Here is an 11973-nt window from a genome sequence, read left to right on the forward strand (position 1 = left end):
AGGGGAAAGAACTAAAGGAGGGAGATTATGCATCGCGGCAAAGGGATGAAGTTTGTAGGAGATTCTCGGGTACCAGTAGCTCGGAAACCAAACATTCCAAAAGACTATTCGGAATACCCAGGGAAAACAGAAGCATTTTGGCCGAACTTCTTGTTAAAAGAATGGATGGTTGGTGCAGTTTTTTTAATCGGTTATTTATGTTTAACAGTGGCGCATCCGTCACCGCTTGAAAGAATGGCGGATCCAACTGATGCTGGGTATATACCACTTCCAGATTGGTATTTCTTATTCTTGTATCAGTTATTAAAGTATTCTTATGCTTCTGGCTCATTTACTGTAATTGGAGCGTTCATTATGCCAGGGATTGCGTTTGGCGCATTACTGTTAGCTCCATTTCTTGATCGAGGCCCAGAAAGACGCCCATTGAAGCGTCCTGTAGCAACGGGATTTATGCTTTTAGCAATTGCATCGATTATCTTTTTAACTTGGGAATCTGTAGCACACCACGACTGGGAAGCTGCAAAAAAACAAGGAGCAATTGTAAAAACAGCACCAGTTGATAAAAATGATGACGGTTATAAATTAATGCAAAAAAATACTTGTTTAACATGTCACGGTGACAATTTACAGGGCGGGGCAGCAGCACCGGCACTGCAAAATTTAACTTTGAAGCCAGAAGAAATTGCTAAAATTGCGAAAGAGGGAAAAGGTTCCATGCCTAAAGGTGTATTTAAAGGTACAGATGAGGAGCTGAAGAAGCTTTCGGAATTCGTTGCAAAGTATAATAAAAAATAATAAAAAGCTGACTACAAAATTTGTAGTCAGCTTTTTATTTTGATGATAGAAAGTTTACTATATAATAGAGTAGAGTTTGATGAAAGAATGAAAGGTGTTGGACATACAACTTGGTTTATTTGTATGCAATGTTAAGACAACGCTCCGTATTATTATTTTTATTAGTTGTTAACATATTAGGTACAATATACGGATTTATATGGTATGGAAATCAATTAAAAGAAACTTCACCTATATTTTGGCCGTTTGTACCCGATAGTCCTATGGCAAGTCTCTTTTTTGTCTTTGTTTTAATTGCTTTTTTAATAAAAAGAAATTGGGGATTAATAGAGGCGCTAGCGATTGTTACTTTAATAAAATATGGAATATGGGCTGTTGTTGTAAATGGGATTATGATCTATGTAAAAGGTCCTATTGGCTTTATCGGGTATATGTTAATGCTTTCACATTTTGCGATGGCAGTACAAGCAGTGCTATATGCACCGTTTTACCGTATAAAAAAATGGCATTTTGCAGTAGCAGCTATATGGACATTACATAACGATGCAATTGATTATTTGTTTTGGCAAATGCCGAGATACGGAATTATGCATTTGTTTGTAGGGGAAATTGGTTATTTTACGTTCTGGTTAAGCATTGCTGTGCTTTGTATGACATATTATTATTGCTTACGTGAGAATCGAAAACAGTTTTCTTTATAATCGTTAGAACATTAGGGGGAGAAAATGAAGAAAAATACGAGTGGTACAAAAATATTGGATCGATTGATTACGATAATTGTTTCATATAGCATAGCATTTTCTATATTTGCACTCGCAACAACGGCGGTTGTATACGGAAAATGGCTATATTATTTTGAAATTGATTTTTTAAACATTCCAGATTTAGCAGATATGACGAAGGATGATATTAAAAGAAATTATGATGTGCTTATCACATATTTATCTCCGTTTTATGACGGTGCATTACAGTTGCCCACATTAGATATGTCTACAAATGGTCGTATTCATTTTGTAGATGTTAAAAATATTTTAGTAAAGATACAATATGTAATGTATGCGACAATTATGATTGCAATAGTAGGCGGCATGTATTTATTAAAAAAGAAAAATGAAAAGTTTTTACTGCATGGATCGATTGTAACAATTATCTTTCCGATTGCGCTTGTGTTACCAATCGCTATTAATTTTGAAAAGAGTTTTGTATTATTCCATAAGCTTTTATTCAGTAATGATTATTGGATGTTTGATATTGAAACGGATCCGATTATATTAATGTTACCAGAAGAGTTCTTTATGCATGCAGCGTGTGCTATTTTATTATTTATTTTATGTGGTAGCATAATTTGTTATAGCTTGTATAAATATTTTGTAAAAAAGAAAAGGATTTCAAAAGAAAAATTCTCTGTTTAAAGAGAATTTTTTTGTTTGTAAAACGATAATATATTTTTCCGTCCAGTTCTGTTCTATTCTTGTCCAAATTAACATATTTTGTACTAGTAGTTATAGGGGGGACCGTGATGAAGAGAACATTAGTTGGATTGATAGCATTTCTAATTATAATGTTTCCGTTACGTATATATGCTGAAGAGTGGAGTGAACTAACAGGCTTGTTGGATGACTCATTACAATTAGTGAAGCGTAATGAAGATGAAAAAGCAGTACAAGTATTACAACATTTCTCGGAGCAGTTTGTCATAAAGGGGAATGAAAAGAAGCAAGAAGTAACGCCAGATCAAGTTAGAGTTATTTCTTTAGCTTACGACAAAGCGAAACAATCTCTCGCGGAAGAAGAGGTAAGTAAACAAGTTAAAATTGATAATGTACTAGCACTGCAGCTCGCTGTTGATGCACAAGTATCGAAGTACCAACCACTTTGGATGGAAAGAGAAGGAAAAGTAATGGATGCCTTTTCTCAAATGGAAAAAGCGATGACAAAAGAAGATACGGGACAGTTTCAACAAACGTTAAACACATTTTTACATGAATTTAATATTATTTATCCAAGCTTAATGATAGCTCTGCCAGAAAACGAAGTGCAGCGTGTAAATGCCCATTTATCTTATTTGGATGAATTCCGTAACGTTATGTTAAAAACGAAAGGTGGGCAAATGCAAGTAGGAATCATTAAAGGGGATTTACAAAAGATATTTCATACAGTAAAAAAAGACGAAATTGCACCCTCTCTCATTTGGTTTATGACAATTACTGGAGGTCTTATTTTATTCACATTAACTTATGTTGGATGGAGAAAGTATAAAGGGGAGAGAGAAAAAAGAAAAAGTAATGTACATTCTAAGAATAGATAATGTAATAAATAAAGATACGGATTGTAAGGTTTATTCATTGACAATGGTGGCAGAAGAAAATAGAATGAGAAGTACTATAATTAAAACTTCAATGGAGGTTCATGATGTTTTATTTAATTTACTTCGCGATCATTTTAATCATACCGTTGTACGCACAGTCAAAAGTACGTAGTGCCTATAGCAAGTATTCACAAGTTTACTCAACATCAGGTATGACAGGAGCAGAAGTGGCTCGGAAAATTTTAGATGAGAATGGATTATACAACGTAGCCGTTGAAGAAACACCAGGTCATTTATCAGACCATTATGATCCAACTGCAAAAACAGTTCGATTATCAACAGATAACTATTACGGTCATTCAGTTGCTGGTACAGCAGTTGCAGCACACGAAGTAGGACACGCAATTCAAGATGCAAAAGATTATAACTTTATGCGCGTTCGTCATTCGTTAGTGCCAGTTGCAAACTTTGGTTCGAATATGTCTTGGATTTTCGTCCTAATCGGTATATTTGCACAAATGTCTGGTTTGTTGTTATTAGGTATCATTTTAATGGCAGCAGGTGTTGTGTTCCAACTTGTTACATTACCAGTTGAATTTGATGCATCCAAGCGTGCAATGCAACAAATTGAAGCGTTAGGTATCGTATCAACTGATGAATATGGGCAAGCTCGTAAAGTATTAAATGCGGCAGCATTAACATATGTAGCAGCTGCAGCTGTAGCGGTATTTGAATTATTACGTCTTGTATTGATTTATACTGGTATGCAGCGTAGCGACGACTAAAGACTATCAATTATGATAGTCTTTTTTGTTTTATGAATTGAATTATATAATATATGGCAAGTAGCAATAATAGAAGTAATGCGGAAAGGTGGTGGGGCAAATGAAATATCCAAGTCATTTAGTAAAACAAGTGAAAGAACGTAGTGCTCCTTATCAGCTAGAAGGCTTTTTAAGTGGACAAGGTCCTGAAAATCCTAAATTTATGTTGTTAGGAGAAGCGCCTGGTGAAACAGAAATTCATAATGGGATTCCGTTTAGCGGGAGGGCAGGAAAACAATTAATGGGTTTTTTAGAACGTATTCACGTTACAAGGGATGAAGTATATATTACGAGCGCTGTTCGGAGTAGACCTTATAAATGGCGAGAGAAAAAAGAACGAAATGGTGAAATCATACAAAAAAAGTATAATAGAACGCCAAATCAAGGAGAAATAGTTGCCCATGCGCCTTTGTTAGATTATGAATTAGAGAAAATAAATCCGAAACTTATCGTCACGCTTGGCAATATCGGTCTTCAACGTTTAACAGGAAAAGATAAAAAAATCACAGACGTACACGGACAATTATTCAAACAGCCCATTCAAAAATTAAAGGATATGCAAAGTGCAGAGTTTACATGGTCAGAGAAAGAATATTATATTTTTCCGACATTTCACCCTGCTTCCATTTTTTATAATCGGAGTTTATTGGAGCTTATTTATGAGGATTTAGAGAAACTTAAGCGATATGTAATAAAAAACTAGAAAAGCTAAAAAGCTTTTCTAGTTGTGTTTACGTATGTAATGGATTTTTATTTTCATCCAATGTAAAACCTTCACCAACTACATCATGTACGTCAGTTACAGCAACAAAGGCGTGAGGATCTACAGAAGTAATAATGTTTTTTAGTTTCACGATTTCATTTTTAGCAACAACGCAATACAATACGTTCCGTTCCACTTTTGTATACGACCCAACAGCTTTTAAAAAGGTTGCTCCGCGCTCCATCTCAGATAAAATTTTGGCAGCAATTTCATCGTTTTTATCTGAGATAATCGTTGCTCCTTTTGCTGCATAGGCTCCTTCTTGCATAAAATCAATCACTTTCGCTCCGATAAAAACAGCAACTAACGTATACATACCCTCGCGATATGATAAATAGGTAAGGATAGAGACGATAATGACGATAGCATCAAACATAAACATCGTTTTCCCCATACTCCAGCCAACATATTTATGAGCGAGTCTTGCGATAATATCTACACCGCCAGTAGTTCCGCCGTATTTAAATATAATCCCAAGACCGATACCAATAAATGCTCCGGCGAATAAAGCAGCAAGTGTCATATCGTTTTGTAAGTTTACATGTAAGTTGAGAACTTCGTAACGCTGAAAAATCCATAGAAATAAAGATACGCTAAAGGTGCCGATTAGTGTATATATAAATGTCGTTCTTCCAAGTAATTTCCAACCAATAAAAAATATAGGGATATTTAAAAGTAAGTTTGAATAAGAAGGGTCAAACTTAAATAGAAAATACAATAATAGTGTAATACCGGTAAATCCACCTTCTGCAAGGTGATTTTCAATATTGATATTCACAATACCGAAAGAAAAAATAGCGGAACCGATTAAAATGAAAATGATATTTCGAATCTTCAAATTTGATGTCATATAGAAATCCCCCTAATTATGTAAATGGCATTGCTCCGCTGAAACGGTAAAACATAATGATAAGTAATTTCTAGTTGCTAGTGAAAATAGTGAAGGCTGTAAAAACGCAAAAGAAGTTTCACTTTACCCCGTTCCAACGGCTGGTAGGGAATAAAGCAAGGAAGCAGGGAAAACCAGTCGTTGGAACCCGATTGGTTTAGGTTGATCTTTTGCCAAAAATGCAAAAGAAAGTTTCACTTTATTATAATCTTTCCCAAAAAGGGTCGCAAATAGGTGTTTGGCGGGGAATAATATTTGTCAAATCGCGATGAATTGGCTAACATGAAAGAGGAAGGATTAGAGGTGAATTGTATGGAAGCGAAAACGATGAAGGATATGCAGAAAGAAGTAGATGCATATATTGGTCAGTTTAAAGAAGGTTATTTCAGTCCACTTGCAATGATGGCTCGTTTAACGGAAGAAATGGGGGAGCTTGCAAGAGAGGTTAATCATTATTATGGTGAGAAACCGAAGAAAACAACTGAAACAGAACGTAGTATTGAAGAAGAGCTTGGAGATGTATTATTTGTTATGATTTGTATGGCAAATAGTTTAAATATTGATTTAGAAACAGCACATAACATTGTAATGAATAAATTTAATACTCGCGATAAAGATCGCTGGACACGTATTGATGAGGGAGAGAAAGAATAATGAAAGAAATTAAAGTAATTATCGCTGGACCAAGAGGACGTATGGGACATGAAGCAGTTCTTCTTATGGAAAGAACGGAACATTTTAATTTAGTAGCAGCAGTGGATTATAAGCATGGTGGAGAGAAAATCTCTGATTTACCTGGAATGCCAGCGTTAGATACACCTATTTACGCGGATTTACATACTTGTTTAGAGGAAGTAGAAGCAGATGTGTTGTTAGATTTAACAACGCCAGAAGTTGGAAAACAACACGTTACACTAGCAGTTGAGCGTGGACTTCGTTCTGTTATTGGTACAACTGGATTTACAGAAGAAGAGCTAAAACAATTAACCGAGACTGCAAAAGAAAAAGCAGTAGGAACAATTATCGCTCCAAACTTTGCAATTGGTGCAGTTCTTATGATGAAATTCTCACAAATGGCAGCGAAGTACTTCCAAGATGTTGAAGTAATTGAATTGCATCATGATCAAAAGTTAGATGCACCATCTGGTACTGCGGTAAAAACAGTAGAATTGATTCGTCAAAATCGTGAATCTAAGCAGCAAGGTCATCCAAATGAAGTAGAGCAACTAAAAGGAGCTCGTGGTGCAAACGTAGACGGCATTCACATTCATAGTGTACGTTTACCAGGACTTATTGCACACCAAGAAGTAATGTTTGGTGGAGACGGACAAATGTTAACAGTTCGCCATGATTCATTCAATCGTGCATCATTTATGTCTGGTGTAAAACTATCAATTGAGACAGTAATGAATCTAGATCATCTTGTGTACGGTTTAGAAAATATTATCGACTAAAGGGGAGACAACGGATGAAAATTGCCTTAATCGCACATGACAAAAAGAAAAATGACATGGTTTCGTTTGCATACGCATATAAACCAATTTTTGAACAACATGAATTATTTGCAACAGGAACGACAGGGCTTCGTATTATGGAAGCGACCGGTTTAGTTGTAACAAGATATCAATCTGGTCCTCTTGGTGGCGATCAAGAAATTGGTGCAATGATTGCGAAAAATGATTTAGACATGGTAATTTTCTTCCGCGATCCATTAACAGCACAGCCGCATGAACCGGATGTGAATGCATTGCTTCGTTTATGTGATGTATATGCAATTCCACTTGCAACGAATATGGCGAGTGCTGAAATGTTAATGCACGCATTAGAACGAGGAGATTTAGATTACCGCAAGTTAAGAAAATGAGGGGAACAATTATGAGTGGATTACATATATTAGCGTTTGGTGCTCATGCCGATGATGTTGAAATCGGCATGGCTGGTACCATTGCTAAATATACGAAGCAAGGGTATGAAGTAGGTATTTGTGATTTAACAGAAGCTGATCTTTCTTCTAATGGAACGATAGAGTTAAGAAAAGAAGAAGCAAAGGCGGCAGCTCGTATAATGGGAGTAAAAACGAGACTAAATTTAGCGATGCCAGACCGTGGTTTGTATATGAAAGAAGAGTATATACGTGAAATTGTAAAGGTAATTCGTACATATAAACCAAAACTAGTTTTTGCACCGTATTATGAAGATCGTCATCCAGATCATGCAAATTGTGCAAAACTTGTGGAAGAAGCTATTTTTTCAGCGGGAATTCGCAAATATATGCCAGAGGTTCCACCACATCGTGTGGAGTCTTTTTATCATTATATGATTAATGGTTTTCATAAACCGAATTTTTGTATAGATATTAGTGAATACGTATCGCAAAAAGTGGAAGCACTAGAAGCGTATGAAAGTCAGTTTTTAACAGGGAGTGATGGTGTGAAAACGCCGTTAACAGAAGGTTACGTTGAAACTGTAGTCGCTCGTGAGAAAATGTTTGGAAAAGAAGTTGGAGTCTTATATGCCGAAGGGTTTATGAGTAAGAAACCGGTTTTATTACATGCTGATTTAATAGGGGGATGTAAATGAAATTAAAAATAGGTATTACATGTTATCCTTCTGTAGGTGGTTCTGGAGTTGTTGGAACAGAATTAGGAAAGCAATTAGCGGAACGCGGGCATGAAATTCATTTTATTACATCGGGTTTACCATTCCGGTTAAATAAAGTGTATCCAAACATTTACTTTCATGAAGTGACAGTAAATCAATACTCTGTATTTCAATATCCACCGTACGATTTAGCGTTAGCGAGTAAAATGGCAGAGGTTGCACAAAGAGAAAACCTAGACATTTTACATGTGCATTACGCAATACCACATGCCATTTGTGCTTATTTAGCAAAACAAATGATTGGCGAGCGTATTAAAATTGTTACAACCTTGCATGGAACAGATATTACTGTGTTAGGTTCCGACCCTTCGTTAAATAATTTAATTCGTTTTGGTATTGAGCAATCCGATGTTGTGACGGCTGTCTCGCATTCATTAATTAACGAAACGCATGAGCTTGTAAAACCAAATAAAGACATTCAAACGGTATATAACTTTATAGACGAACGTGTATATTTCAAGCGTGATATGACTCAATTAAAGAAAGAATACGGTATAAGTGAAAGTGAAAAGATACTCATTCATATTTCAAATTTCCGTAAAGTGAAACGTGTGCAAGATGTTGTGCAGGCTTTTGCTAAAATTGTTACAGAAGTAGATGCGAAGTTGCTTCTTGTTGGAGATGGACCGGAATTTTGCACGATTTTACAGTTGGTGAAAAATTTACATATTGAAGATCGCGTCTTATTTTTAGGGAAGCAAGATAATGTTGCAGAGTTACTTGCGATGAGTGATTTAATGTTACTTCTATCAGAGAAAGAGAGTTTTGGTCTTGTTTTATTAGAAGCGATGGCGTGTGGTGTACCTTGTATCGGAACAAGGGTTGGAGGTATTCCAGAAGTCATTCAACATGGTGATACAGGATATTTATGTGAAGTTGGCGATACAACAGGAGTGGCCAATCAAGCTATTCAGCTATTAAAGGATGAAGAACTTCACCGTATTATGGGAGAGCGAGCAAGAGCAAGTGTTTACGAGCAGTTCCGCTCTGAAAAAATCGTCTCACAATATGAAACGATTTACTATGATGTACTAAGGGATGACAAAAATGAAAAGATTTAAAAAAGCTAGTTCTATTATTGAGACTTTAAAGCAACAAGGGCATGAGGCCTACTTTGTCGGCGGAAGCGTACGCGATCTTATTATCGATAGGCCGATTGGAGATATTGATATTGCCACATCTGCTTTACCAGAAGAAGTGATGGCTATATTTCCAAGACATGTTCCTGTTGGTCTTGAGCATGGAACTGTAATTGTAGTAGAAAATGGTGAACCTTATGAGGTAACCACGTTTCGAACAGAGAGCGAATATGAAGATTTTCGAAGACCTAGTAGTGTTCAATTTGTTCGTTCATTAGAAGAGGATTTAAAACGTCGTGATTTCACAATGAATGCAATTGCTATGACAGAAGAAGGCGAAATGGTTGATTTATTTGCTGGACAGGAAGCAATTCAAAAGAGAGAAATTGTGACAGTGGGAAATGCTGCGGATCGTTTTCAAGAAGATGCCCTGCGAATGATGCGTGGTATTCGGTTCGTAAGTACGTTAGGTTTTTCTTTAGAGACGAAAACGAAACAAGCAATTGAAACATATGGACATTTGCTGGAACATATAGCAATTGAGAGAATTACAGTGGAGTTTGAAAAACTGTTAACTGGCACATATTGTGTGAAGGCTCTCAAAGAATTAGTAGAAACGAAACTATTTTCTCATCTACCATATTTACAGATGTCAGAAGAGAGATTGTTAAAAGCTACGCAGTATAACTGGGATTCTTTTGAAACAGACATTGAGGCATGGGCCTTTTTCTTATATTGTATCGGGGAAGAACATCCAGCTGTCTTTTTACGTCAATGGAAGTTTTCAAATAAAAAAATAAAAGATATCGTCGCAGTTTTATTAACAGTCCGTAAGAGAAAGGAGAAGGATTGGGATACAGTTCTTCTTTATAAAACGGGAATTCATATAGCTGAAATGGCAGAAAGAGTATATGAAGCGATGATTGAAAGCTATGATCATACATCTGTGAAACGAGTACAAACGTTGTTTCAAGCATTGCCAATCAAGAATCGACAAGAGATGAATGTGACTGGGAATGATTTGTTAAACTGGGCAAGTAAAAAGCCAGGTCCGTGGGTTGCTGAAATGATTCAAAAAATTGAAGAAGCAATCGTACAAGGAAATGTAGTGAATGAGAAAGAGTGTATAAGGGAGTGGCTGCAAGAATGCAATCTACTATAAGAAAGCAGTTATTGCAAGTTTTTTCGGAAGCGGATGGCGAGTTTGTATCTGGTCAAACAATTAGTGATAAACTTGGTTGCTCAAGAACTGCTGTGTGGAAACATATGGAGGACCTTCGGAATGAGGGGTATGAACTTGAAGCTGTGCGTCGATTAGGCTATCGAATTGCAAGTAAGCCAGACAAAGTGACTGCGAATGAAATTCAGTTAGGATTACAAACGAAACATATTGGTAGAACAGTGTATTTTGAAGAGTCTGTTGAATCGACGCAGTATATTGCAGCAAAACTTGCTTATGAAGGTGCAGAAGAAGGAACGATTGTTGTGGCAGAAGAACAAACAGCGGGTAAAGGTCGTTTAAGCAGAAAATGGCATTCACCAAAAGGAACAGGAATTTGGATGAGTATTATTTTACGTCCATCAATCCCGGTTCATCATGCACCACAACTTACTTTGTTAGCCGCTGTTAGCGTTGCGCAAGCAATTGAAAAGTGCACAGGTGTAAACGTAGGAATAAAATGGCCGAATGATATTTTAATTCAGGGGAAAAAAGCTGTAGGTATATTAACAGAAATGCAAGCTGATCCTGATAAAATTAATGCTGTCATTATGGGTATTGGTATTAATGCGAATCAAAAGCAAGAACATTTTGATGAGGAAATTCAGCATATTGCTACTTCTTTAGCGATTGAATCTGGTAAGCCAATTGTTCGTGCGGAGCTTATGCAACAAATCTTTTTACAACTAGAAAAATTATATGAAGAGTATTTACAAAATGGTTTCTCTGTCATTAAAATTCTTTGGGAAAGTTACGCTGTGAGCATCGGGAAAGAAATTAACGCTCGAACGATGAGAGAGACAATTACAGGGATAGCAAAAGGAATTACAGAGGATGGTGTATTGCTTCTAGAAGATCATGAAGGAAAAGTACATCACATTCATTCTGCGGATATCGAAATTAAGTAAAAGAAGTTCCTCTTTTGGAACTTCTTTTTTATTTTAATATTTTTGAAATGAGTTTGCGGTACGATAATGAATTTTTTAGTATTTACTTGTCATTTGACGATTACTTTTCCCTCCATTCCTTTAAGAAGGTGATACCGGCATATTAATTCATATGTACCAGTATTTTTAGGTTTCACGGTAATATTTTTTTCTTGTCCTGACTCGACTACGACGTCAATGCCGAGCTTTTTTACTGTAAAGGTGTGCTCGCTCTTGCCTTTATTTTTCAATAGCAATGTTGTTGATTCTTCAATTGGAATCGTGATGACGTTCGGTTTAAAGTAATCATCGTTTAGCTCGACTTCAATCACTTTGGCAGACTCAACAGGTTGTGTTACGACGTTAATTGATGCAAATACATTGAGGGAATTTAAAGTTGTTACTCCCACAAGCATCACAAGAAAACCGATGAATCGAAATAACCATGTGCTTATAGACATTAGCAATTCTCCTTTTGTAAGTATGTTTCCTCAATTAACCTGCATCAT

At 36.2% G+C, this 11973-nt stretch carries 15 protein-coding genes; 13 read left to right on the top strand and 2 right to left on the bottom strand.

Features of this window, described 5'->3' with window-relative positions:
* Positions 1-27: 27 nt before the first annotated feature.
* From qcrC to RTP99_RS01360, 6 genes are all read left to right on the top strand, one after another.
* Complete coding sequence (gene qcrC / locus RTP99_RS01335; RefSeq protein WP_000554603.1) at positions 28-795, top strand: menaquinol-cytochrome c reductase cytochrome b/c subunit; 768 nt, start codon at positions 28-30, stop codon at positions 793-795.
* Positions 796-905: 110 nt separating this feature from the next.
* Complete coding sequence (lhaT, locus tag RTP99_RS01340; RefSeq protein WP_000262825.1) at positions 906-1496, top strand: lipoprotein heptaprenylglyceryl N-acetyltransferase LhaT; 591 nt, start codon at positions 906-908, stop codon at positions 1494-1496.
* A gap of 24 nt (positions 1497-1520) precedes the next feature.
* Entirely contained in the window at positions 1521-2207 is a 687-nt protein-coding gene (gene lit / locus RTP99_RS01345) for a lipoprotein intramolecular transacylase Lit (RefSeq protein WP_000742535.1), read from the top strand.
* A 107-nt stretch (positions 2208-2314) separates the two neighbouring features.
* Positions 2315-3103, top strand: a complete 789-nt coding sequence (gene ypjB / locus RTP99_RS01350) for a sporulation protein YpjB (protein WP_000831687.1) — start codon at positions 2315-2317, stop codon at positions 3101-3103.
* A 104-nt stretch (positions 3104-3207) separates the two neighbouring features.
* Positions 3208-3888, top strand: coding sequence for a zinc metallopeptidase (locus RTP99_RS01355; RefSeq protein WP_000499537.1), 681 nt, complete (start codon positions 3208-3210; stop codon positions 3886-3888).
* A gap of 100 nt (positions 3889-3988) precedes the next feature.
* Positions 3989-4630, top strand: coding sequence for a uracil-DNA glycosylase (locus RTP99_RS01360; protein WP_000876953.1), 642 nt, complete (start codon positions 3989-3991; stop codon positions 4628-4630).
* A 28-nt stretch (positions 4631-4658) separates the two neighbouring features.
* Here the strand turns inward: RTP99_RS01360 and RTP99_RS01365 are convergent, their stop codons facing one another.
* Positions 4659-5540, bottom strand: coding sequence for a YitT family protein (locus RTP99_RS01365; protein ID WP_000203310.1), 882 nt, complete (start codon positions 5538-5540; stop codon positions 4659-4661).
* Positions 5541-5891: 351 nt separating this feature from the next.
* Between RTP99_RS01365 and RTP99_RS01370 the strand changes: the two genes are divergently transcribed.
* From RTP99_RS01370 to RTP99_RS01400, 7 genes are read left to right on the top strand one after another with little or no spacing between them, the layout of a single operon-like run.
* Complete coding sequence (locus RTP99_RS01370; protein WP_001992677.1) at positions 5892-6233, top strand: nucleotide pyrophosphohydrolase; 342 nt, start codon at positions 5892-5894, stop codon at positions 6231-6233.
* The gene (gene dapB, locus RTP99_RS01375) at positions 6233-7033 is read left to right on the top strand and encodes a dihydrodipicolinate reductase (protein ID WP_000658804.1); all 801 of its coding nucleotides are present in this window, start codon (positions 6233-6235) and stop codon (positions 7031-7033) included. Before RTP99_RS01370 ends, dapB begins: the two co-directional genes overlap by 1 nt.
* Positions 7034-7047: 14 nt before the next feature.
* Positions 7048-7443 (top strand): methylglyoxal synthase, encoded by a 396-nt coding sequence (mgsA, locus tag RTP99_RS01380; protein WP_000684765.1) that lies wholly within the window; start codon positions 7048-7050, stop codon positions 7441-7443.
* Between the two features lie 11 nt (positions 7444-7454).
* The gene (gene bshB1 / locus RTP99_RS01385; protein WP_000015665.1) at positions 7455-8159 is read left to right on the top strand and encodes a bacillithiol biosynthesis deacetylase BshB1; all 705 of its coding nucleotides are present in this window, start codon (positions 7455-7457) and stop codon (positions 8157-8159) included.
* Complete coding sequence (gene bshA / locus RTP99_RS01390; protein ID WP_000768299.1) at positions 8156-9301, top strand: N-acetyl-alpha-D-glucosaminyl L-malate synthase BshA; 1146 nt, start codon at positions 8156-8158, stop codon at positions 9299-9301. Before bshB1 ends, bshA begins: the two co-directional genes overlap by 4 nt.
* Positions 9288-10481: a CCA tRNA nucleotidyltransferase gene (locus RTP99_RS01395; protein WP_000819498.1), complete on the top strand. Its 1194-nt coding sequence runs from the start codon at positions 9288-9290 to the stop codon at positions 10479-10481. Before bshA ends, RTP99_RS01395 begins: the two co-directional genes overlap by 14 nt.
* Positions 10466-11446 (top strand): biotin--[acetyl-CoA-carboxylase] ligase, encoded by a 981-nt coding sequence (locus RTP99_RS01400; RefSeq protein ID WP_001192052.1) that lies wholly within the window; start codon positions 10466-10468, stop codon positions 11444-11446. Before RTP99_RS01395 ends, RTP99_RS01400 begins: the two co-directional genes overlap by 16 nt.
* Before the next feature lie 89 nt (positions 11447-11535).
* Here the strand turns inward: RTP99_RS01400 and RTP99_RS01405 are convergent, their stop codons facing one another.
* Positions 11536-11925 carry a cupredoxin domain-containing protein gene (locus tag RTP99_RS01405; RefSeq protein WP_000028419.1) on the bottom strand — a complete coding sequence of 130 codons (390 nt, stop codon included), beginning with the start codon at positions 11923-11925 and terminating at the stop codon, positions 11536-11538.
* Positions 11926-11973 lie beyond the last annotated feature (48 nt).

This window comes from Bacillus sp. (in: firmicutes) (assembly GCF_031983925.1).
Classification (GTDB): Bacteria; Bacillota; Bacilli; order Bacillales; family Bacillaceae_G; genus Bacillus_A; species Bacillus_A pacificus.

Bases quoted from the DNA above. Each gene is read 5' to 3' on its own strand.
- RTP99_RS01395 (WP_000819498.1), top strand. From the start codon at position 9,288: ATGAAAAGATTTAAAAAAGCTAGTTCTATTATTGAGACTTTAAAGCAA.
- lit (WP_000742535.1), top strand. From the start codon at position 1,521: ATGAAGAAAAATACGAGTGGTACAAAAATATTGGATCGATTGATTACG.
- RTP99_RS01405 (WP_000028419.1), bottom strand. From the start codon at position 11,925: ATGTCTATAAGCACATGGTTATTTCGATTCATCGGTTTTCTTGTGATG.
- RTP99_RS01355 (WP_000499537.1), top strand. From the start codon at position 3,208: ATGTTTTATTTAATTTACTTCGCGATCATTTTAATCATACCGTTGTAC.
- qcrC (WP_000554603.1), top strand. From the start codon at position 28: ATGCATCGCGGCAAAGGGATGAAGTTTGTAGGAGATTCTCGGGTACCA.
- bshB1 (WP_000015665.1), top strand. From the start codon at position 7,455: ATGAGTGGATTACATATATTAGCGTTTGGTGCTCATGCCGATGATGTT.
- ypjB (WP_000831687.1), top strand. From the start codon at position 2,315: ATGAAGAGAACATTAGTTGGATTGATAGCATTTCTAATTATAATGTTT.
- RTP99_RS01370 (WP_001992677.1), top strand. From the start codon at position 5,892: ATGGAAGCGAAAACGATGAAGGATATGCAGAAAGAAGTAGATGCATAT.
- dapB (WP_000658804.1), top strand. From the start codon at position 6,233: ATGAAAGAAATTAAAGTAATTATCGCTGGACCAAGAGGACGTATGGGA.
- bshA (WP_000768299.1), top strand. From the start codon at position 8,156: ATGAAATTAAAAATAGGTATTACATGTTATCCTTCTGTAGGTGGTTCT.
- RTP99_RS01360 (WP_000876953.1), top strand. From the start codon at position 3,989: ATGAAATATCCAAGTCATTTAGTAAAACAAGTGAAAGAACGTAGTGCT.
- RTP99_RS01400 (WP_001192052.1), top strand. From the start codon at position 10,466: ATGCAATCTACTATAAGAAAGCAGTTATTGCAAGTTTTTTCGGAAGCG.
- mgsA (WP_000684765.1), top strand. From the start codon at position 7,048: ATGAAAATTGCCTTAATCGCACATGACAAAAAGAAAAATGACATGGTT.
- RTP99_RS01365 (WP_000203310.1), bottom strand. From the start codon at position 5,540: ATGACATCAAATTTGAAGATTCGAAATATCATTTTCATTTTAATCGGT.